Source organism: Kitasatospora albolonga (genome assembly GCA_002082585.1).
GTDB classification, from domain to species: Bacteria; Actinomycetota; Actinomycetes; order Streptomycetales; family Streptomycetaceae; genus Streptomyces; species Streptomyces stephensoniae.
Genome location: CP020563.1, coordinates 7,178,679 through 7,200,367, shown reverse-complemented (window position 1 = coordinate 7,200,367; position 21,689 = coordinate 7,178,679). Strand labels below are relative to the sequence as shown.

Here is a 21,689-nt window from a genome sequence, read left to right as displayed (position 1 = left end):
ATGCAGTTCGGACGCACCTTCGAGGAGTTCGAGGTCGGCGCGGTCTACAAGCACTGGCCCGGAAAGACGGTCACGGAGTACGACGACCACCTCTTCTGCCTGCTGACCATGAACCACCACCCGCTGCACATGGACAGCAACTACGCGGAGAGGACGACCGACTTCGGGAAGAACGTCGTCGTCGGCAACTACATCTACTCGCTGCTGCTCGGCATGTCGGTGCCGGACGTCTCCGGCAAGGCCATCGCCAACCTGGAGGTCGAGTCGCTCAGGCACATCGCGCCGACCTTCCACGGCGACACGATCTACGGCGAGACGACGGTGCTGGACAAGACCCCGTCGAAGTCGAAGAACGACCGCGGGATCGTCTACGTGGAGACCAAGGGCTACAAGCAGGACGGCACGGTCGTCTGTGTCTTCCGGCGCAAGGTGATGGTCCCCACCGAGACGTACATCAAGGAGCGGGGCGGCGAGCAGCCGGGCCGCCCGACGCCGTCCAACTAGCCGTTGAGGGCCGTCAGGCCCGTCCGCGTGAAGCCACAGGAGAAGCAGCCATGACGCGACTCGCCCAGACCGCCGGTCTGAACGACATCCAGCGGGAAATCCTCGCCACGGTCCGGGATTTCGTCGACAAGGAGATCATTCCGGTCGCGACCCAGCTGGAGCACCGGGACGAGTACCCGACCGAAATCGTCGAGGGACTCAAGGAGCTCGGTCTGTTCGGGCTGATGATCCCCGAGGAGTACGGGGGTCTGGGTGAGTCGCTGCTCACCTACGCGCTGTGCGTGGAGGAGATCGCCCGCGGCTGGATGAGCGTGTCGGGGATCATCAACACGCATTTCATCGTGGCCTACATGCTCAAGCAGCACGGCACCCAGGAGCAGAAGGACACATTCCTGCCGCGCATGGCGCTGGGCGAGGTGCGGGGCGCGTTCTCGATGTCGGAGCCGGCGCTCGGCTCCGATGTCTCAGCGATCTCCTCCAAGGGCGTCAGGGAGGGCGACGAGTACGTTCTCAACGGCCAGAAGATGTGGCTGACCAACGGCGGGACGTCGACGCTGGTGGCCGTGCTGGCCCGAAGTGACGAAGGCCACCCTGAGGGAACCGCGCCCCACAAGTCGATGACGACGTTCCTCGTCGAGAAGGAGCCCGGCTTCGGAGAGGTCCGGCCCGGCCTGACCATCCCCGGGAAGATCGACAAGATGGGTTACAAGGGCGTCGACACGACCGAGCTCATCATGGACGACCTGCGCATTCCAGCCAATCGGGTCCTGGGCGGCACGACCGGCCGAGGGTTTTACCAAATGATGGACGGTGTCGAAGTCGGCCGGGTGAATGTCGCCGCGCGTGGTTGCGGAGTCGCACAGCGTGCATTCGAGTTGGGCGTTTCGTACGCCCAGCAGCGCCACACCTTCGGCAAACCGATCGCGCAGCACCAGGCGATCCAGTTCAAATTGGCCGAAATGGCCACCAAGGTCGAGGCCGCTCATGCGATGATGGTGAATGCGGCACGCAAAAAGGACTCCGGGGAACGGAACGACCTGGAGGCAGGGATGGCGAAGTACCTCGCCTCCGAGTACTGCAAGGAAGTCGTCGAGGACGCCTTCCGTATCCACGGCGGTTACGGCTTCTCCAAGGAGTACGAGATCGAGCGCCTCTACCGCGAGGCCCCGATGCTGCTGATCGGCGAAGGTACCGCCGAGATCCAGAAAATGATCATTGGCCGGCGCCTCCTGGAGGAGTACCGATTCCAGGGCTGATCGTCCCTTTCGAGGTGGTTTGGTGGCGAAGAAGATCACACCGAGTCACGCTCGTCGGGTGCCTTTCAGCTGTTCGACTCGGCTGCTGGCTTGCCCAGTTGCGCCCGGCACCCGATAGCATCGACGGAAAGCCGCCGTCCCCCGTTGCCAGCGCGGCATCATCCGCTACGAAGGTCATCCATGCCCGACAGCCCTATCTCCGCCCGCGGCGGGGTCCGCATCGCACGCGGAGCATCGCCGTGGCTCCTGCCGACCGTCGCCACCGCAGCCCTCAGCCTCGCCCGTGCCCGCAAGTCCGGGCGCTGGGCGGCCGTGGCCGTGCCCACCACCGCGCTCGCGGCGGGCATGCTCTGGTTCTTCCGCGACCCCGAGCGCGAGATCACTGACGGCCGGGTCATCTCCCCGGCCGACGGTGTGGTGCAGAGCATCATGCCGTGGAAGGACGGGCGCACCCGGGTCGCCATCTTCATGAGCCCGCTCAACGTCCACGTCAACCGCGCGCCGCTGGCGGGCACCGTGACGTCGGTCGAGCACGTCCCGGGCGGGTTCGTCCCGGCGTTCAACAAGGAGAGCGAGAACAACGAGCGCGTTGTCTGGCACTTCGACACCGAGCTCGGCGACATCGAGATGGTGCAGATCGCGGGAGCGGTCGCCCGTCGGATCGTGCCGTACATCCCGCAGGGCACGAAGGTGGAGCAGGGCGAGCGCATCGGCCTGATCCGCTTCGGCTCGCGGGTCGACATCTACCTTCCGGAAGGTATCGATGTCGCGGTCGAGGTCGGCCAGACCACCACCGCGGGGGTGACTCGAATTGACCGTAGTTGATCCGGATACCAAGGTCGGCTGGGTACCGGAGGCCGAAGAGGAGAGCGACACGGACAGCGCGGAGGACATGCCGCTGTCCATGCGGCTGTCGATAGCGGACACGCTCACCCTCGGTAACGCCACGTGCGGTTTCATGGCGGTGTACTTCACCACCACCGGGATTCTCATCCCGCACCTCACGGGCAGCGAGGAGACGGGCATGGCCCGCCACTCGGCGGCCACCGCCGTGATCCTCATGCTGATGGCGGCGATCTTCGACCTCTTCGACGGGCTCGTGGCGCGCAAGCTGCGGTCCTCGCCGATGGGTGCGGAGCTGGACAACCTCTCCGACCTCATCAGCTTCGGGCTCGCCCCGGCCTACTTCGTCCTCGTGTACGGGATGGTCGCGGACGACGCCCACCAGCGGGTCTCGGCCCTGGCGGCGATCGTGGTGCTGCTGGCCGTGGTGCTCAGACTGGCCAGATTCTCCTGTGTGACCTTGAAGGACGGCATGTTCCAGGGCATGCCGAGCCCCTTCGGAGCGCTGACGGTCGTCTCGATCGTGCTCCTGGAGCTGCCCTTCGTCCCGACGCTGCTCGCGATCATCGGGGTGGCGTGGCTGATGGTGAGCCGGGTCGAGTACCCCAAGCCGCGGGGCATCCTCGCGGTGGCGATGCTCAGCTGGATCGTCGGCGCGATGGGGCTGCTCGCCGCGTGGGCGTTCGACGCGCCGGGCGGTCAGCTGCTGCTCCAGACCGGCTGTGCGCTCCAGGTGGTCCTGGGCGCGGTGATCCCGCTCTTCGCCACGGCGCGACGGGTCAACACGTTCCGTGACAACCGGCGCGAGGCGCGGGCGGCACAGCTCCCGTAGCGGGTGCGCACGCAGAGCTACGCAGAACAGGGCGAGGGCCCGGATGCTCCCCGGCATCCGGGCCCTCGTGCGTTACGGACCAGCCACCGTCCTTACCACGGACCGCGCCCGCCCACCAGAGACGAACCCCTCCCCGGTGGCTGAGAAGTTCCGGCAGGAGGATGAGTACGCGTTCGCCGTCAACACGGCGCGCCGCCCTCCTAGAATCGCCTCGCACCCGACGCCCCGACCACTCGGGCGGGGCGCGGAGCGCGGGGAATGGGGGCCCATGATGACGAGGTACAGGCACGGTGGGGCGCGCGTGGTGGCGGTCGCGGCTGCGGGGATGGTGCTGGCCGGCTGCGGCGGCTCGGGGACGAAGGCCGGGGAGGACCCGGACCCGAAGCCGTCCGCCTCGGTACGGCAGGCCGGGGAGTCGGCGGAGCCGTCCGGGACGCCCGGTCCGAAGAAGCCGGGGAAGTCCACGGAGCCGGGTGCGCTGCCCAGCGCGTACGACTTCACCCCCGACCCGGCCCGCGTCCCGAAGACCGCGGCCGAGGCCCGCAGGCTGACGCGCAACGCGGCTCTCGGGGAGTCCGACTGGTCGGCGGGGATGGTGAAGGCCACGCCGTACGAGAGCGCCGGGTCCTGGCCGGTTCTGGCCGATTCCTGCGTCTGGAGCCGGACCGCGCTGCCCGACGGGGTGCTGGACCGGTTCACCCGGCGGCTCGACATCCCGGCGCAGGGCGGCAAGGGGCGGGTCCAGGGGGCGGTGACCGTGACGGTGCACAGGACCGAGGCGGGCGCGGACCGGGAGATCAAGGACACCGTCCAGGAGAGCTTCCGCTGCCCGGCGCAGGAGCTGGGCGGCGGGCAGCGGCTGAGCGGGCTGATGTCCCTCCAGTACGACCCGAAGGACGTACGCAACGCGGACGCCTCGCTCTTCGAGGCGGGGAAGTACTCCGGACCCGGTTCGGGCGGCCTCCAGGACTACGTCTGGAGCAAGTCCCGGATCGGGCCCGTGACGACGGCCGTCTCGGTCAAGGGCGCCAAGGGCTACCAGACCGTCGACCTGATGCGGATCGCCGCCGAGGGCGGTGCCAAGGTGCTCTACAACGTCGAGCTGGAGCTGAAGTGACGTACGGCCGGGTCCTGTTGGACGACCAGATGCCTTCAGGTACGCGCGACACGATTCGGAGACGTAACAACTGATGGAACCGCTCCGTTCCACGGACCCGGCGCGGATCGCCGGGTACCGCATCCTCGGCCGGCTCGGTGCCGGGGGCATGGGCGTGGTGCTGCTGGGCCGGTCGGCCGGTGGCGCGCTGGTGGCCATCAAGCTGATCCGGGCCGAGTACGCGGACGACGCCGGGTTCCGCACCCGGTTCCGGCGTGAGGTGGCGATCGCCCGGCAGGTGCGCAACCGGTGGGCGGTGCCGGTCGTGGACGCCGACACCGAGGCGGCGGCGCCGTGGCTGGCCACCGAGTTCGTGCCGGGGCCGCCGCTGAGCGAGGCGGTGGGGGGCGGGGCGCCGCTGCCGGAGCGCAGTGTGCGGGCGCTCGGGGCGATGCTGGCGGAGGCGCTGGAGGCCGTCCACGGGGCGGGGCTCGTCCACCGGGACGTGAAGCCCGGCAACGTTCTGCTGGGTCTGGACGGGCCCCGGCTGATCGACTTCGGGATCGCGCGGGCCCTGGACGACACGGTCCTCACGGCGACGGACGCGATCGTCGGCTCCCCTGGCTTCCTCTCGCCCGAGCAGGCGCAGGGGCGGCGGATCGGCCCGCCGAGCGACATCTTCTCGCTGGGCTGCGTCCTGGTGTACGCGGCGACCGGCGGGCGGCCGTTCGGCAGCGGGCCGGTGGAGGCGATGCTCTTCCGTACGGTGCACGATGCGGCGGATCTGGGCGCGCTGCCGCCGGGGCTGCGGCCGGTCGTGGAGGCGTGCCTGTCGAAGGGGCCGGAGGGGCGGCCGACCGCCGGGGAGATCCGGCGGGCCTTCGCCGAGGACGCGGCGGGGGGCAGCTGGCTGCCCGGTCCGGTGACCCATCTGATCGCCGAGCGCTCGGCCCGGATGCTCGCCCTGCCCGATATCGAGGCGACCAGCCTGGACGCCGGGTCCGCGGGAGAGACCGGGGCCACGCCCGCGATCGGTGCCGGGAGCCGGGACACCACCACCGTGCCGCGCTCCCCCCGGCGCCGACGGTTCCTCGCGTACGTCACCGGCGGCGCGGTCCTCGCGGCGGCGGGCGGGACCACCGCCTGGCTGGCCGGGCTGAAGGACGGGAAGGACCCGGGCGGCCGGGGCGAGGAGGACGGGAGGGCGCCGACCGCGCGGCCCGAGCTCCGGATCGGGCTCCAGGCCGACCTCAGCGGGCCGTCGGCGGCGGTCGGCCGGGGCCAGGAGCGGGCGGCGCTCCTGGCGGTCGAGGAGCACAACGCCCGCGCGGACGCGCCGTTCACGCTGCGGCTGGTCACGGCCGACGACGGCGGTGACGCGGCGCGGGCGCAGGCGGCGGTGCGGCGGTTCGCCGAGGACCCGCTGCTGGTGGCGGCCATCGGGGCGACCGGCGCGGACGCGGCGCGCGAGGCGCTGGTCGCCTACGACGAGGTGGCGCTGCCGCTGCTCAGTGTGGTGGACGGGGACACCAGGAACCTGAACCGGATCTTCCTCTGCGCCCGGCCGCGCAACGACATGCAGATGCTGCCGGTGGCGCAGTTCCTGGGGGCGCGGGAGATCAGCACCGTGGCACTGGTGGACGACGGGACCGAGTACGGCCACCAGACGACGCGCTTCCTGAGCACGGGGCTGCGGGGCAACGGCCGCACGGTCCTGGCGGAGACGGTGCGGGAGGGCGCCGGGGATCTGGACGCCGAGGCGGAGCGGATCGTGGCGAGGAAGCCGGGGGCGGTGGTGTACGGGGGCGGGTGGCGGGACGCGGGCCGGTTCGCGCGGGCGCTGGCGGGGGCGGGGTTCCGGGGGCCGAGGATCGGAACCCAGGCCGTGCACGACCCCCGGTTCCTGGCGGAGGCGGGTGAGGACGCGGCGGGGTGGCTGGTCGTGTCGACGGCCGCCGACCCTGTCTCCGTACCCTCGGTACGTGCCTTCGCCGCCGCCTACCGGGGGCGCTTCGACAGCGCGCCGCCGCTGCTGGCCGCCGAGGCGTACGACGCGGTCGGGCTGATCGCGGCGTGTGCGGAGGGGACGGGGCGGAAGACGGTGACGCGGCAGGACATGCTGCCCGTGCTGCGGTCGACGCGGTACAAGGGCGTCTCCAAGAGCTACGCGTTCGAACCCGCCAACGGGATGTACGCCGGGGACGGGGTCTTCGTCTACCGGGTGGAGCGGGGGCGTTTCCGGTACGCCGGGATGGACGGCCGCACGGTCTGAGCCGGGTCCCGCATCTCCCGGCCCCGGCTCCCAAGTGCGGTGCGGCAGCCAGGTGTTCACCCGGCGGCGATATGATCGGGCGGGCTGCCGGAGCTTCCTCCGGAGGCCGGGCGAGGTGTCCGCAGCGTCCCGCCCCATGTTCCCAGAGCACCCAGAGGTCACACGGTGAGCACCCCGCAGTCCCCCGTCCCCGGCGATGAGCTCGCCGGTACCGACCGGACGCGTCTGCGTCGTATGAAGGAGAAGGCGCGCACCGCGCGGGCCGACCTGGACGCGGTCCTGGCGGCCGGGTTCGTCTGCCATCTGGGCGTCGTCGTGGACGGTACGCCGAGGGTCGTGCCCACGGTGTACGGCGCGACCGCCGACACCCTGTACTTCCACGGCTCGGTCGCCACCCCCAGCCTGGTCCGGGCGCCGCACGCCGAGGTCTGCGTCACGGTCACGCATGTGGACGGCGTGGTGGTGGCCCGTTCGCTGTTCGAGCACAGCGTCAACTACCGCAGCGCCATGGTCTACGGGACGCCCCGGCCGGTGACCGACGAGGACGAGAAGCTGGCGGGGCTGCGGGTGGTGACCGAGCAGGCGGCGCCGGGCCAGTGGGAGTACGCGCGGCGCCCCAACCGCAAGGAGCTGGCGGCCACTTCGCTGCTGGCGCTGGGGCTGGACGAGGCGTCGGTGAAGGTGCGGACCGGGCCGCCGGACGACGCCGACAGCCTGGACGCCGCGCTCGGCCTGTGGGCCGGGGTGCTGCCGCTGACCACCGTACGCGGCGCCCCGGTGCCCGACCCGGCCCTCCCGGACTCCATCGCGCCGCCCGCCCATCTGCTGCGGTTCTGAGGGCGGTTCAGCCCAGGAACGGTTCCGCGTACGAGTAGGGCAGCACGGCCCGGACCCGGAAGCCGCCGCCGGGGGCCGGGCCCGCGTGGAGCGTGCCGTGCAGATCGGAGACCCGGCGGCGGAGCCCGGCCAGTCCGTGGCCGCCGGGGGCGATGCCCGGGAGCGGGTCGGTCGGCGGGCCCGCGCTGTGGACGGTGAGGGCGAGCACGTCCGGGCCCTGGTCGACGACGACGCGGACAGCGGCCAGCGGCGCGTGGCGGCAGGCGTTGGCCAGCGCCTCCTGGGCGACGCGGTAGGCGGCCTGCTGGACGGGCAGGGGGCAGCGGGCCCGGGAGGTGGTACCGAGGTAGCTCAGGCTCGCGTGCGGGCCCACGGCCTCCACCAGGGCGGGGAGTTCGGCGAGCCCCGGTGTCTCCAGGGCGCCGACCGTACGGCGGACCTCGCCCAGCGCCTCGACGGCGTGCTGCCGGACGGGGTCGTCGGCCGGGAGTTTGAGGACGATCAGGCTCAGGTGGTAGGCCAGGCTGTCGTGCATGTCGCGAGCGATGCGCTCACGCTCAGCTATCACCGCTCCGATTGCCGAAAGCGTACGTTCCCGTTCACGACTGCGTACCAATTCGCACGCCTTGTCCGTCAGTTCGCGATGCGCAGCGGTCACCGAACCGAGGCCGACCGGGGCGATCACCAGCAGAGCGGCGGCCAGCGCGTGCAGGATGGCCTGTTCCCAGGACCATGCGGTGGGCAGCGAGTGCGGCCAGGGAAAGGCCATCACCAGGCCGACCGAACCGGCCCAGATCCACACCCGGGCGCGCGAGGCTCCGCCGCGGGCGAGGGCATACAGCGGGAAGATGGCCGGTAACCATAGGTAGCTGCTGGCGAGGGCGGGCATCGAGGCCGCCAGGACCGCCTGGGGGAAGCGGTTGCGGAACGGCAGGGCGAGCGCGGCGACCACCGCCCAGGGCAGCACCCAGGCCGGGCCGAGCGTACGGGTGGCGCCGATCTCCACCAGGGCCAGGGAGACGACGGCGGCCTCGGCCAGGAAATGCTTTTTGGAAATGCTCATGCCAATCCCGCCTTTTGTGCGACGGAGGCGAGCACCACCCTGTTGGGAACTCCCAGTTTGCTTTTGAGTACACCCACATGAGTCTTCACGGTGGTAACGCCGATATTGAGCTGGCGGGCGATTTCGGCGTTCTGGAGACCCAGCGCGAGAAGCATGAGGACCTCCCGCTCACGCTCCGTGACATTATCGAGGGAAAGGGCGGGCTCCTCGATCACGCCGACGGGCATAAGTTCCGCGGCGACAGCCTCGGCACTCGCGGGCGGAACACATATCACACCACCGGCCGCGAGAGCACGCAGGGAATGCTCCAGGAATTCCGGGTGCATGTCCTTGAGGAGAAAGCCGCAAGCGCCTGCGCGCAGGGCGGCCCCGACCGCCCCCGGGATCTCGGAGGCGGTGAGCACGGCGACCGCCGGGGCCGGCTCCAGCGCACGCAGACCCGCGAGCAGCTCCAGCCAGTCGTGGCCCGGCATCAGCAGGTCCAGCAGGACGACGTCGGCCTGTGACCTGCGGGCTTGGTCCACGGCCCCGACGGGATGGCTGACCGAGACCTCGAAGCCCGGGAAGGAGGACACCAGCAGCCGCAGGGCCTCCCGCACCAGTGCCTCGTCGTCTATCACAAGGACACGGACCATCAGGCGCCCCCCGAGCGTACCGGCGGCTTCAAGTAGGAGGCTCGAATCCTCCTTCGGTCGTACGCCGCATGGCGAGAAAAGTATCACTATTAATCGAAAGGATCACCTCCTCAAATGGCAGGAAGCAGTACCGCAGCCGGAGGATAAGACGCACTAATGGGGGAAACCGGTATGACACCGCGACAGCGCCGCAAAGCGTGGGCGGAAGATGTCGGCCTCTTGTCCTCGGGACTTCGCGATAGGGCGGAAAGCCGGTAACCCCGGTGTCGCACCGTCCGATCGCTCGCCGTACAGCAAGCACCGCCCGGTCAACCCGCAAGCACCGCTCGCCTCGTCCCCACAGGAGCACTTCGTGATGATCCGCGTCGCCGTGGCCGACGCGCACGCACCGGCCCGCTCCGGACTGCGCATGATCCTGGAATCCGCACCGGACGTGTGTGTCCTCGACACCTTCGCCACGGCCGAGAGCCTGCTCGCCAAGGCCCCCGGGCTACGGCTCGACGTCGTGGTCATGGACGCGCGGCAACCCGGAACCGACGTCCTGGACACGGCAGTTGTGAGCCGGATCGTCTCCGAACTCGGCTGCGGCCCCGTACTGATCACCCTCAACGACCATGACGCCCACCTCTTCGGGGCGCTGGCCGCCGGAGCCCGCGGCTTCCTCTCCGCCGACACCGACCCGCACGATCTGCTCTGTGCCGTACGGGCGGTCGCGGCGGGCGGGTCCTGGCTCGGGCCGAGGCACACCCGCAGGCTGACGGAGGAGTACCGCCGCATCACCCGCCTGCGGTCGGAGGCGGGGCCACCGCAGCCGCCCGTCGAGGGGGAGGCCGCCGGGCGGCTCAGCGAGCGTGAGCACGAGGTCCTGGCGCTGGTCGGCGAGGGGCGCACCAACCACGAGATCGCCGAACGCCTCACTCTGAGCCCGCTCACCGCCAAGACCTACGTGAGCAGGATCATGACCAAACTCGGGGCCCGCGACCGGGTGCAGCTCGCTCTCCTCGCCGTACGGTACCGGCGCGGGACGGAGCCCGTCCCCGCCCGCTCCGAGCGCGCCTCCCTCTCCCGGATGCCGCGCGCGAAGACCTCCCGTACCCGGATGCCCGCCGCGGTCGGGCTCTCCGCGGCGGGCCAGGTTCCGCCCCCTTCCCCGTGAACGGGGCGTGCGGTGCGGTGCCGGGCGGATACGGGCCCGGCACCATCGGCAGTGCGTCTCTAGGCGGCGGTCTCCCGGTCCAGTAGTTCCCGCAGCACCTCCAGGATCAGCCCGGCGTCCTGCGGTGACGTACGCCAGTTGGCGAAGACGGGACGCAGGGCCGCGCGGCCGTCGAAGGTGGTGGCGCCCAGGTGGACCCGGCCGTCCAGCAGCAGCTGTTCGGCCAGCCTCCGGTTGAGGGCGTCCAGTTCGCCTTCCGGCACACCCCTCGGGCGGACCCGGAAGCAGACCGCGTTCAGCACCACCGGGGCGAGCAGTTCCAGATCCGGGTCCTGCCGCACCTGCTCGGCGAAGCCCGTCGCCACCGCGAGGTGCCGCGACACCAACTGCCGGTAGCCGTCGCGCCCGTAGGCGGCGAGGGTGGCCCAGACCGCGAGGCTGCGGGCCCGCCGGGAGTTGTCCGGGCCGAGGTTGGCGTAGTTGATGTGCGGGTCGTCCACGTCCACCAGGTAGGCCGCCTGGTTGGTGAAGACCGAACCGAGCAGCGCCGGGTCGCGGACGAAGCTGAAGCCGGTGTCGAAGGGGACGTTGAGCCACTTGTGCCCGTCGGCGGCGACCGAGTGGGCGCGCTCGACGCCCTCGACCAGATGGGCGGTGCGTCCGTCCAGCGCCGCGAACAGCCCGAACGCCCCGTCCACATGGAGCCATACGTCGAACTCTGCCGCCAGGTCGGCGAGTTCGGCCACGGGGTCGAACCGTCCCGCGTCCGGTTCACCGGCCGTGGCCACCAGGACGGCCGGTGCGCCGTCCAGTTCCCTCAGCGCGGTACGCAGCGCGTCCAGGTCGAGGCGGCCGGTGCCGTCGGCGGGGAACCGGCGCAGGGCGGAGCGGCCGAGCCCCAGCATCCCGAGCGACTTGGCGATGCTCGCGTGCGCGAACCCGCTGCCGAACACCGGCATCACGGGCAGCCCGGCCAGCCCCTGGACGTCCACGTCCACACCGTGCCGCCGGGCCCACCAGCGGCGGGCGGCGGCCAGACCGGTGAAGTTGGCCATGGTGCCGCCGGTGGTGGTGACCGCGCCCCACGGTGCCGGGAGCCCGAACAGCTCCTTCAGCCAGCCCAGCGCGACCGTCTCCAGCTGGGTGGCGAGCGGGGAGCAGACCCAGGCGGCGGCGTTCTGGTCGATGGTGGCGGCCAGCCAGTCCGCGCCGAGTGCGGCGGGGGTGGTGCCGCCGGTGACGAAGTGGAAGTAGCGGGGGCCCGAGGAGCGGACGGCCTGCGGCAGGGCGTGCTCGGCCAGTTCGCGTACGGCCGCCGCCGCGCCCATGCCCTGGTCGGGCAGCGGGCCGGTGAACCGGGCCAGGGCGTCCTGCCAGTCGTCCTCGTGCTGCCGCCGGGGGGCCGCCGGCTCGTCGGTGAGCGCGGCGACGTACTCCGCGGCGGCCTTTCCGGCCAGTTCGAGGACGGCGGCGCTGTCGTCGGGCAGGGCGGCCGGCAGCCCCTCGGCGGTGGGCGGCGCGGCTTCTCCGGTGGGTGTGGGGCTCATGGTTCTGCTTCCTTCTCTGGCGGGGGCGGCGGCCGGGCACGGGCACGGCCGCCGCGAAGAGGGACCGGAGGGGTCGCGGCGGGCGCTCGTCCGGTCAGGCGGGGCGGCGCAGCTCCAGCGTGCAGCACTTGGTGCTGCCGCCCGCCTTGAGGAGTTCGGACAGGTCGGTGCCGACCGGTTCGAAGCCGCGCTCGGCGAGCTGGGCCGCGAGTCCGGTCGCGGCCTGCGGCAGGAAGACGTGGAGCCCGTCGCTGAACGCGTTGAGCCCGAAGACGTCGGCGTCCGCGTGGGAGGCGAGGAGCGCATCCGGGTAGAGCTCGCGCAGCACGGCCCGGCTGCCGGGGCTGAACGCGTCCGGGTAGTACATGATCTCGTCGTCGGAGAGCACCGACAGCGCGGTGTCCAGGTGGTAGAAGCGGGGGTCGACCAGGGTGAGGCCGGTGACCGGGACGCCGAAGAACTCCTGGGCCTCGGCGTGCGAGCGCGCGTCGGTGCGGAAGCCGGTGCCCGCCAGCAGACGGCGGCCGGCCAGCAGGTAGTCGCCCTCGCCCTCGTTGATGTGCTCGGGCCACAGGGTGTCGGCCCAGCCGTTGTTCAGGAACCACTGGAGGTAGGCGGGTCCTTCGGCGGTGCGCTCGACGTGCCGGAACCGGGCGGCCAGGACCTTGCCGTCCACCACGGTGGCCCCGTTGGCGGCGAACACCATGTCCGGCAGGCCCTGTTCGGGCTCGATGGTGTGCACGGTGTGGCCCGCGTCCTCGTACAGGGAGCGCAGCTGTTCCCACTGGGCGAGGGCGAGGGCCGTGTCGACCGGTTTCTCGGGGTGCATCCAGGGGTTGATCGAGTAGGTGACGTCGTAGTGGGCGGGGCGGCACATCAGCAGCTCGCGGGGGCGGGCGGTCCGAGCGGGCCGGTCGGGGGAGGACGTCTGCTGGGGTTCGCCGGAAGGCATGTCGGCTCCTTGTCTGGGCGGGGTGGGCGGGCTGGGAGCGGGGCTCGTGGCCGGGGCTCCGCACGTCGGGTGGCCGCCGGGCCGACGGGATGGGCCGGCCCGGCGGAGCGGATCAGGAGGCGCCGGTCAGAAGGCGCCGTTCAGGAAGCGCCGTTCAGGGAGCGCGGTTCGGGAAGTGCCGGTCAGGAAAAGCGGTTCGGGGAGCGCGGTTCAGGAGGTGGCGAGCCGGAAGACTCCCTGGCGGTGCCGGTGCTGGTAGTGCTCGACATCCGCGTGGATGGTGAACTCGTCGGAGTGGCGCAGCAGGAAGGTCATCTGGGCGCTCTCGTTGGCGCCCGGCTCCAGCCACTCGCCCGGCTCCGGGATCAGCTCGTCCGCCGCGAAGGACGGCCGTTCCCGCAGCCCGGGCAGGTCCTCGATCCCGGTCAGCCGCCCGGGGTGCGGGACGCGGAAGGAGTAGTCCCCGGCGAAGCCGATGTCCCGGTAGGAGTCGTAGGGGCGGTCCGACGCCTGGCCCTCGACACCGAGCAGGGCGCACAGTTCGGGCAAGGGGTAAGCGGCCACCCGGGGAAGGAACTTGACGACCGCGACCTCGTCGGCGTCCACCACGACCTCCAGGTGGAGCGGGCCGTCGGGGAGGCCGATCGCCCCCGGCAGTTGGCGCAGCCGCCGGGCGAGCAGACCGGTGGTCGCCGAGTCGGGCGCCGGGTTGATGACGCTGGTCAGCGCCCAGTGCTCGCGCTCGGGCAGGGTGAAGCAGCGCCAGCAGTCGGTGAGGACGAACAGCCCGTCCCGTACGGTCCCGTTGGCGAAGTGCGGCACTCCGGGGCGGAAGGTGTGGGCCACCACCCGGCCGGCCGCCCACAGCTCCTCGGTGACGGCCGGGGCGAGCACGGTGTCCGGCCGATGGAAGACCGCCGAGCCCATGTCCTCGGTGAACTCCGGGCGCAGCACCGTGGTGAGCCTCGACTCCCCCAGCCGTACGGCCAGTTCCTCCGGGTCGTCGTACACGCGCACGCCGAGCGCGAGGGACGGGTCGGCGGCGGCCACCGCCTCGGCCTGCGCCGCCTTGCCGGACCAGTCCCGGCCGTCCGCCGGGTCCGTGACGGTCATCCGGTGCCCTCTTCCGGGGCGGGCCCGGGCTCCCGCACCTGCTCGAAGTGGAACGAGCGGATGAAGCAGTCCCTCGGCTGGCCCACCGCGAACAGCACGCACTCGCTGAGCGACTGGGCGGTCAGCTGCGAGGAGGCGGTGCGCTCGGCGCTCTCCCAGTCGGCGGAGAGCGGGTCGTGGTTGTCGAAGTCCGGCGGGTAGAGGCCGATGACGCGCACGCCCTGCGGCCGCAACCGGGCGGAGAGGACGTCCAGGAAACCGGCCTGCGCGCTCTTGGCCGCGTAGAAGGCGGCGTGCGCCTCGGAGCGGTGGTTGCCGGGCACTCCGCACACCGAGACCATGCCGACGATGTCGGGCTGCTCGGAGGCGAGCAGCAGCGGCAGGAAGCTCTTGGTCACCAGGGCCGTGCCGGTGGCGCCCGAGGCGATGGTGTCGACCACGTCGTCGTCCTCGACGGAGAGCAGGTCGGTGCCCTCCAGCCAGCGGGCGCCGTTGTGGACGAGGATGTCGACGGCCGGGGTCAGCTCACCGACGCCCTCGGCGAAGGCGCGGACGGCGGCGGGGTCGGTGAGGTCGCAGGCGAAGGAGTGCGCCGGGCCGAGGCCGAGGTCCCGGATCTCCTGCGCGACCGCCTCGGCCGCCTTCCGCGTACGGGCCGACAGGTACACCTCGGCGCCCTGCTGGGCGAAGCGGATGGCCAGGGTCCGCCCGAAGTCGCGGGAGGCGCCGGTGATCACCACCCGGCGTCCGTCGAGCGGGGCGGTGCTGCGGGTGGGCTGTGCGGGCTGGGACATGGGGATGGTCGGTCCTCACTGTTCGGTCTGCTGGACTGCGGTGGATCGGGGGCCCGGGGCGGGGTCAGGCTCGCACCCGGGGGTCGGGCCCGGGTTCGCGTTCACGCTCGGGTTCGCGTTCACGCCCAGGTTCGTTCGAGCTCAGGTTCGGGCTCGGGTTCGGGAAAGCTGAGGCCGGTCGTGCCGCCGGGGATGTCGGCCAGGCCGTGGAGCAGGAAGTCCACCGCCGGGACCGCCCACCGCTCGGGCGCCGGGTAGCCGGTGTGCTCCTCGGGCAGGCAGGTGGCCAGTCCGTCGGTGTCCACCGCGCTGCCGGGCGCCACCGCCAGCACCTTCACCCCGGCGGGCACCTCGTCGGCCACCGCCCGGACGAGCCCCTCGACGGCGAACTTCGACGCGGTGTACGCGGCGAGGTGGTGCCGGGGCGACCGGCCCCAGCCCGACGACACCGCGACGAACGTGCCGCCGCGCTCCGCCAGTTGGGGCAGCAGCGCCCGGCACATCGCGTACACCCCGCCCACGTTGGTGCGCAGGGTCTCCTCGAACTCGGCGGGCGGGACCTCCCAGACGGGCCGCTGGGCGTGCACCACCCCGGCGTTGGCGACGACCAGGCCGGGGGTGCCCAGCCCGGTCCGCGCCGCTTCCGCCCACCGGAGCACCTCGTCCGGGCGGCCCACGTCCACCGCCTGGACCAGGTGCCCGGGGCCGAGCTCGGCGGCGAGCCGCCTTACGGCCCCGGGGTCGCGGCCGCAGCCTGCCACCGGGTGGCCCAGCGCCGCGAAGCGCAGGGCCAGGGCCCGCCCCATGCCCCGGGTCGCCCCGGAGATCACCACGGGCGGCAGGTCAGCGATGTCGTTCATGGTCCGTCCGGTGCCTTCTGGTCGATGGAGCGTGCCGACAGGTCGGTGACCGGAGCGGAGACGGGGCCGTCGGGGAGGAGGTCGACCGCCCAGCGCGAGCCCTGTGCCTCCGCCCCGGTCAGTACTCGATCATGCCCGAAGAAGCCGTACCGGGTGACCAGTTGGAAGGAGGTGCCGGCCCGGTGCGCGGCCAGCAGATCCTGCCGCGAGTCGCCGACGAGCACCGCCGCCGACGGCGGCAGGCCGACGTCCGCCAGGATCTCCCCCAGCCGCTGCCACTTGGGCCGCTCGCCGCCGAGGACGCCCCGGAAGGAGTCCAGCAGTCCGTGGCCCTCCAGTACGCGGCGTGCCTCGCCGGTGAGCGTGCCGGTGGCCACGTACAGCGGAAGGCCCCGGGTGACCAGTTCCTTGACCAGCAGGTCGGCGTGGGCGCACAGGGGTGCGTTCGGGTAGCGGTCGCGCAGCAGTGCCGCGTACGCCCCCGCGTACCGCTCGTAGAAGGTCTCGAACTCCTCGCCCTCGTCCGGCCGGCCCAGGTAGTCGCGGTGGAACGCCGCGAAGTGCTCGCGCCTGGACCGGCCGAACGTGGCGCGGAACTCCTCCAGGAAGGGCGTCACCCGCGCCGTTCCCAGCGGGGAGAGGGCCTCTCCCATGCACTCGGCCTTGAGTTCGTTCGAGTCGACCAGCACCCCGTCCAGGTCGAAGACGACGACTCGGTGGCGGATGAGGAGTTCGAGCAGCCGCTCAGCCCCGGGCATGGTCCTCCGCGCTCTCCAGGAGTGCGGCGGTGAACGACGCGGAGGGGACCTTGGCCAGGAAGTCCATGGCGCGGATCTTGGCCTCCTGGTCCTGGCCGAGGCTCTCCTCCAGGCGCTGTACGTAGGTGGGGTGCACATGGTGCAGCCCGGCCAGCCCGTACAGTCCGCCCGCGCCCCAGCGGTAGCGCTCCATCAGCGGGAGGAAGTGACGCACGATCAGCTCCTGGAGGGGCTGGAGCGTGTCCGCCTCCGCGCCGAGCGCGGCCAGCAGCTCCTCGGTGCGGGTGTTGCCCGCGCCGCGCCCCATGCCGTGCACGGTGCCGTCCAGCCAGGTCGCGCCCTCGGCCTGCGCCACCAGGGTGTTGTGCAGCGCGAAGCCCTGGTTCTCGTGGGCGTGGATGCCCACCGGGGCGCCCACCCCGGTGGCGAGGCGGCGGACCAGCCGGGCGGTGCGCGCGGGGCGCAGCGAGCCGAGCGAGTCGGCGAGGTAGAGCGCCTCCAGCGGGCCCATGCGCTGGGCCGCTCCGACGCAGGCGTCCGTCTCCTCCTCGCTCGCCAGGTCGATCTGCATCAGGTTGAGGCAGACGCCGAAGCCCGCCTCGCGCAGCGACTGGACGGCCTCAACGCAGCCCGCCACCCGGTTGTAGCGGACCGCGACCCGGACCAGGTCCACGGGGATCGCGGAGTCCACCAGCTTGTCGGCGAGCAGCTGGCCGACCTTGCCGGGCGGCAGCCCCGCGAAGTCGGCGGCGTCGACCATCACGGCGAAGCGCAGGCCGTGGCCGTCGGGGAGCGCGCCGGCCAGCTCCTGGGTGAGCGCGCCCGGCAGGTCGCCGTACGGGCCCCAGTTGCCCTCGTGGAACCGTACGTAGCCCAACTCGACGACATTGACGCCCAGTCGGGGACAGAGGGCCAGGTAGTCGCGGACCAGTGCGGTGTCGAACTCCCAGTTGGTGTAGTAACCGCCGTCGCGCAGGGTGCAGTCGAGTACGACGCGCTCCGCGGCCGGTGCCGCCCCGGTCGTCACTTGTCCTCCAGGTCGGGCAGCGTGCCGGTGAAGTCGACGTGGTGGATGCGGCGCATCGGGGCCCAGTTGAGCTTGCCGTCGTTGCCCGGGTGGCGCTGCAGCAGGCCGCCGTCGGTGTGCATGATGTCGTCCCACTCCTGGACCTTGGGGTGCAGGTCGTTGGCGCGCAGGAAGTCCCGGACGGGCTCGAAGTGGTCCTCGGCCTCGACGTACATGAAGAGGGTGAGCGGGTCGATGTAGAAGATCTGGAGCTTGCGTACGCCGATGGTGTCGAGCGCACCGCCGGGGCCGACGATCTCCGGCCAGACCTCGCGGTGCAGGGCGATGTACTTCTCGGCGGCGGCTTCGTCCTTGAGACGGATGGTGAAGGCGTGGTTCTTCATCGGGAGAGCTCCTTGGAGAGGGTGAGGAGGTGGGTGTAGAGGCGGTCGACCTCCGACCAGGACTCCTCGTCCAGCACATGCCTGCTCGGGCCGCGGACGAGGGTGTTCTTGACGATCCCGCGCTCCTTCAGGAAGCGCTTGGCGATCGAGAGGTAGTAGTCGGTGCTGTTCATCATGTGGCACATGAGGTACGAGAGCGGGTAGCCGATCCGCTCCGCGTTCTCCCGGTCGCCGGACTCCAGCAGCCGCCAGAGCGTGCCGACGATCTCGGCGGTCTCGGTGGCGGGGATGGTGCCCGCCAGGCCCCTGCGGTGGCAGTCGAGCAGCATCATGCCGCCGTCGCCCTCGAAGATCCGGGCGCGGCCGTCGGTGGCGTCCCGCAGCTGGCTGACGCGGGGCGGGGTGGGCTGGGCCTCGGGCTTGAACATCACCCGGTCCTCGCCGTACTGGCGCAGCAGCCGGGCCTGGGCGTCGATGGAGAGCGGGATCTTGGCCAGGCTCTTGGCGTGGTGGACGATGATGGGGATGGTGACGGACTCGACGATCCGGCTGTAGTACTCGACCATCCCGTCGTCGTCCAGGGGCAGGGTCGCCGGGTGCATGACCAGCAGGGCGTCCACCCCCGCCGCTTCGGCGTGCCGGGAGTACTCGACGGCCGCCTCGGCGGTCTCGGCCCCGGTGCTCATCACCGAGATCCCGCGCCCCTGGACGGATTTGGCGCACAGCTCGGCCACGCGCAGCCGTTCGGCGTGGGTCAGCCGCAGGAGTTCGGACATCTGGCCGACGACCAGGCCGTCGCAGCCCGAGTCGAAGATGTGGTCGGCCTGGGAGAGGAAGTCCTCCTCGTCGAGTTCCCCGGTGTCCGCGTAGGGCATCAGGATGACCGGGAGGACTCCCCGGATCTGCTTGCTCATGGAGATCCCATCTGTGCTGGGTTCGTGTGCGGTGGTGGTGACGGGAGCGGCGGGACCGCGCGGCCGGTGTCCCGGGTGACTGGGCGGGAGCATGCGGTCGGTCCCGAGCGGCTTCGCGGGAACGTGCGGCCGGTTTCCCAAGTGGCGTGGCGCGGGCTCCGGTTCAGCGGGAGCCGGTGATCCGGCGGACGATCTCACCGGCCGCCCAGGGCGCCATCTTGAAGCCGCCGCCGTTGAAGCCGGTGGCGAGCAGCAGGCCGTCCGGTCCGCCGGGCAGCGGTCCGACCGCGCCCAGTTCGCCGGGCGCGTGGCATTCGGCGGCCCGCAGGCCGCCTTCGGGTCTGCTGTCCGCGACCCAGGCGAGGCGCCGTGCGGCGGCCTCCCCGGCGCGGCGCGTGCACTCCGGGTCGAGCTCTCCCGTGTGCTCGCCGCCTGGCCGCTGGCCCGTCGGGTGGCCGGTGAAGATGCCCCCGGAGTCGGGGTCGGGGCGGCCGTTGGTCTCGTACAGGTGGTCGGTGAAGGCGGGGTGGCCGGGGACCGGCGCGGCGGGGCGGCGCAGGTCGACCTGGATGGTCTGGAGCCAGAGCCGGTGCTCGATGCCCCAGCCTGTCAGCAGGGCGGGGGTGGCCGGTCCGGTGGCCAGCACCACGGTGTCGGCGGCCAGTTCGCCGCGGGCGGTGTGGACGCCGGTGACGCGGCCCGCCGTACGGGAGAGTCCGTGCACCGGGGTGCCCGCGAGGAGGGTTCCGCCCGCCCGCTGTCCGGCCCGGACCCAGCCGCGTACGACGTCCGAGGGGTCGAGGTACCCGGCCTGCGGCTCCCAGACCCCGCCGCCGGTGGTGTCCGCGAGGATCGCGCCGAACCGCTCGGCCAGCTCCCCGGGGTCCAGCCAGCGGGCGGGGGTGCGGTCCGCGATGCGGGCGGTCTCCTTGCGGGCGTCGTCGGCCTGTTCCGGGCCGACCAGGGAGAGGAAGCCGCTGGGGGTGAAGGGGGCGGGCTCCCCGGTGCGGCGGGCGAACTCGCGGTAGTACTCCCAGCCTTCCAGGGCCCGGTCGCCGAGTTCGGGCTCGCGGTGGAAGACCCGGACGATGCCGCCGCTCCAGGCGGTGGCGCCGAGGCCGGGGCGGTGCCGCTCCAGGAGCGTCACCCGTTCGCCCCGGGCGGCCAGTGCGTGGAAGGCCGCGGCGCCGACGACCCCGCCGCCGACGATGACGGTCTCAGGCATGGCGGTCCCCGCCGCTGACGGCCGGGACGCCGCCCGTGCGGTGGCGGGCCAGCAGCGAGTCGAGGATCTCTCCGGCGCGCACCGCGGCCATCGACAGCAGGGAGGAGGTGATGCCGTGGGTGTGCTCGGTGCCGCCCTGGAGGTAGATACCGGCGGTCAGCGAATCGTCGGTCACCACCCGGTAGTCCCGGGTGATCCGCAGGCGGCCCTCGGCGTCCCGGGCGCAGTACGGTTCGGCCTTGCCGAGCAGCGGACCGGCGTCGGGAGCGGTGTAGCCGGTGGCGAACACCACGCCGTCGGCGCGGAGTTCCTCCCGGGTGCCGTCGAGCTGGTTCAGCACCTCCACGGTGACCCGGCCGTCGGCGCCCTGCGCCCCGTCGAGACGGGTGACGCGGGAGGCGGCCATCATGCGCAGCCGTACCGTGCCGTGCACCTTCTCCTGGTAGGCGCGGCGGTACAGCTCGTCGATGAGGTCGATGTCCACGACGGCGTAGTTGGTGTTGCGGTGGTAGTCCATCAGCCGTTTCCGGACGTCCTGCGCGGCACCGTAGTAGTGGTCGACGGCCGCCGGGTCGAAGATCCGGTTGGCGTAGGGGCTGTCGTCGGCGGGGCTGTAGCCGTAGCGGTTGAAGACCGAGCAGACCTCGGCCCGCGGATAGGTGCGGTGCAGATGGTCGGTGGCCTCGGCGGCGCTCTGCCCTGCTCCGACCACGACGAACCGCTCCGGTGCAGGGCCGGGCAGGGCCTCCAGGCTCGGGAGCAGTGAACTGCTGTGCCACACACGGTCGGAGAGGGTGACGCCCTCCGGCAGCTGCGGCCGGAGCCCGGTCGCGACGACCAGGTTCCGGGTGCGGCACAGCACCGTCTCCCCGCCGGTCCCCGGGGCGTGTCCGACGATCTCGAGGAGCTCGGTCACCCCGTCCACGGTGACCGGACGGACCTCGGTGACCTCGGTCCCGTAGCGCACCAGGTCCTCGACCTGGGCCGCGCACCATTCCAGGTAGTCATGGAACTCGGCACGGCTCGGATAGAGCACCTTGTGGTTGATGAAATCCACCAGGCGTTCCCGGGCATGCAAATACGAGACGAAGCTCAGACGGCTCGTGGGATTCCTCAGGGTCACCAGATCCTTGAGGAAGGAAACCTGCATGGTGGCGTCGTCCAGCAGCATTCCGCGGTGCCAGCCGAAACTCTCCTTGCGTTCCAGGAACAGCGCGCGGGGCGTGCTCCCGGGGCCGTGGCGCTCGCCCTGCTCCATGAGTGCCGCGGCCAGCGCCAGGTTGGCCGGCCCGAAGCCGATGCCGACCACGTCGTACAGCGGCGACGGAACGTCCTGAGTCTGGGACATAGTCGGTGCACCCTCCATGACGTGCGGGAACGTAACCACTGCGGCCTACTCGCTGTGGAACGGTGCGGCAAACATAGGCAGCGCCGCGGCGCCGCGACTACCTACGACGGAGGACATCCGGATGTCGCCCCGGGGAGACGTCCGACGCCCTTGTGTCACCCCCGGTGGACAACCTTCCGAGACCCCTGGGAAATGACGGGGGAACTTGCCTACGATTCGGCGGACCGACCGAAAAACGGTCCGGCCGGCCTTCCGGGAGACCGCCGTCACATTC

General features: G+C 71.8%; 21 protein-coding genes. 8 read left to right on the top strand and 13 right to left on the bottom strand.

Features of this window, described 5'->3' with window-relative positions; all coding sequences use genetic code 11:
* The 7 genes from B7C62_31655 (at nt 1) to B7C62_31625 (ending at nt 7,640) form a co-directional block, all read left to right on the top strand.
* Nucleotides 1–504, top strand: a complete 504-nt coding sequence (locus B7C62_31655) for a dehydratase (GenBank protein ARF76334.1) — start codon at nt 1–3, stop codon at nt 502–504.
* 50 nt (nt 505–554) lie between these two features.
* Complete coding sequence (locus B7C62_31650; protein ARF76333.1) at nt 555–1,760, top strand: acyl-CoA dehydrogenase; 1,206 nt, start codon at nt 555–557, stop codon at nt 1,758–1,760.
* 180 nt (nt 1,761–1,940) lie between these two features.
* Nucleotides 1,941–2,585, top strand: a complete 645-nt coding sequence (locus tag B7C62_31645; protein ID ARF76332.1) for a phosphatidylserine decarboxylase — start codon at nt 1,941–1,943, stop codon at nt 2,583–2,585.
* The gene (locus tag B7C62_31640; GenBank protein ARF76331.1) at nt 2,572–3,435 is read left to right on the top strand and encodes a CDP-diacylglycerol--serine O-phosphatidyltransferase; all 864 of its coding nucleotides are present in this window, start codon (nt 2,572–2,574) and stop codon (nt 3,433–3,435) included. Before B7C62_31645 ends, B7C62_31640 begins: the two co-directional genes overlap by 14 nt.
* A gap of 268 nt (nt 3,436–3,703) precedes the next feature.
* Entirely contained in the window at nt 3,704–4,552 is an 849-nt protein-coding gene (locus B7C62_31635) for a hypothetical protein (protein ID ARF76330.1), read from the top strand.
* Between the two features lie 73 nt (nt 4,553–4,625).
* Complete coding sequence (locus tag B7C62_31630; GenBank protein ARF76329.1) at nt 4,626–6,803, top strand: serine/threonine protein kinase; 2,178 nt, start codon at nt 4,626–4,628, stop codon at nt 6,801–6,803.
* A gap of 234 nt (nt 6,804–7,037) precedes the next feature.
* Nucleotides 7,038–7,640: a flavin-nucleotide-binding protein gene (locus B7C62_31625; protein ARF76328.1), complete on the top strand. Its 603-nt coding sequence runs from the start codon at nt 7,038–7,040 to the stop codon at nt 7,638–7,640.
* Nucleotides 7,641–7,647: 7 nt separating this feature from the next.
* Here the strand turns inward: B7C62_31625 and B7C62_31620 are convergent, their stop codons facing one another.
* A complete protein-coding gene (locus B7C62_31620; protein ARF76327.1) occupies nt 7,648–8,703 on the bottom strand; it encodes a hypothetical protein in 1,056 nt (351 codons plus the stop codon).
* Entirely contained in the window at nt 8,700–9,338 is a 639-nt protein-coding gene (locus tag B7C62_31615; protein ID ARF76326.1) for a hypothetical protein, read from the bottom strand. Before B7C62_31615 ends, B7C62_31620 begins: the two co-directional genes overlap by 4 nt.
* A gap of 355 nt (nt 9,339–9,693) precedes the next feature.
* Between B7C62_31615 and B7C62_31610 the strand changes: the two genes are divergently transcribed.
* Nucleotides 9,694–10,494, top strand: a complete 801-nt coding sequence (locus B7C62_31610) for a hypothetical protein (GenBank protein ID ARF76325.1) — start codon at nt 9,694–9,696, stop codon at nt 10,492–10,494.
* Between the two features lie 59 nt (nt 10,495–10,553).
* Here the strand turns inward: B7C62_31610 and B7C62_31605 are convergent, their stop codons facing one another.
* The 11 genes from B7C62_31605 to B7C62_31555 all read right to left on the bottom strand — a co-directional run bounded on the left by B7C62_31605 (nt 10,554) and on the right by B7C62_31555 (nt 21,415).
* Entirely contained in the window at nt 10,554–12,041 is a 1,488-nt protein-coding gene (locus tag B7C62_31605; protein ARF76324.1) for an aspartate aminotransferase family protein, read from the bottom strand.
* A gap of 94 nt (nt 12,042–12,135) precedes the next feature.
* Nucleotides 12,136–12,993, bottom strand: a complete 858-nt coding sequence (locus B7C62_31600) for an amidinotransferase (GenBank protein ID ARF76323.1) — start codon at nt 12,991–12,993, stop codon at nt 12,136–12,138.
* A 210-nt stretch (nt 12,994–13,203) separates the two neighbouring features.
* Entirely contained in the window at nt 13,204–14,106 is a 903-nt protein-coding gene (locus tag B7C62_31595; GenBank protein ID ARF76322.1) for a hypothetical protein, read from the bottom strand.
* Nucleotides 14,103–14,900, bottom strand: a complete 798-nt coding sequence (locus B7C62_31590) for a short-chain dehydrogenase (protein ARF76321.1) — start codon at nt 14,898–14,900, stop codon at nt 14,103–14,105. Before B7C62_31590 ends, B7C62_31595 begins: the two co-directional genes overlap by 4 nt.
* A gap of 119 nt (nt 14,901–15,019) precedes the next feature.
* Nucleotides 15,020–15,760 (bottom strand): hypothetical protein, encoded by a 741-nt coding sequence (locus B7C62_31585; GenBank protein ARF76320.1) that lies wholly within the window; start codon nt 15,758–15,760, stop codon nt 15,020–15,022.
* Nucleotides 15,757–16,518 (bottom strand): hypothetical protein, encoded by a 762-nt coding sequence (locus tag B7C62_31580; GenBank protein ID ARF76319.1) that lies wholly within the window; start codon nt 16,516–16,518, stop codon nt 15,757–15,759. Before B7C62_31580 ends, B7C62_31585 begins: the two co-directional genes overlap by 4 nt.
* The gene (locus B7C62_31575; GenBank protein ID ARF76318.1) at nt 16,505–17,680 is read right to left on the bottom strand and encodes a hypothetical protein; all 1,176 of its coding nucleotides are present in this window, start codon (nt 17,678–17,680) and stop codon (nt 16,505–16,507) included. The genes B7C62_31580 and B7C62_31575 overlap by 14 nt, the downstream gene beginning before the upstream one ends.
* Nucleotides 17,542–17,928: a hypothetical protein gene (locus B7C62_31570; GenBank protein ARF76317.1), complete on the bottom strand. Its 387-nt coding sequence runs from the start codon at nt 17,926–17,928 to the stop codon at nt 17,542–17,544. Before B7C62_31570 ends, B7C62_31575 begins: the two co-directional genes overlap by 139 nt.
* Nucleotides 17,925–18,842 carry a dihydrodipicolinate synthase family protein gene (locus tag B7C62_31565; GenBank protein ARF76316.1) on the bottom strand — a complete coding sequence of 306 codons (918 nt, stop codon included), beginning with the start codon at nt 18,840–18,842 and terminating at the stop codon, nt 17,925–17,927. The genes B7C62_31570 and B7C62_31565 overlap by 4 nt, the downstream gene beginning before the upstream one ends.
* 163 nt (nt 18,843–19,005) lie before the next feature.
* Entirely contained in the window at nt 19,006–20,067 is a 1,062-nt protein-coding gene (locus B7C62_31560) for a hypothetical protein (GenBank protein ID ARF76315.1), read from the bottom strand.
* Nucleotides 20,060–21,415, bottom strand: coding sequence for an L-lysine 6-monooxygenase (locus B7C62_31555; GenBank protein ID ARF76314.1), 1,356 nt, complete (start codon nt 21,413–21,415; stop codon nt 20,060–20,062). Before B7C62_31555 ends, B7C62_31560 begins: the two co-directional genes overlap by 8 nt.
* Nucleotides 21,416–21,689 lie beyond the last annotated feature (274 nt).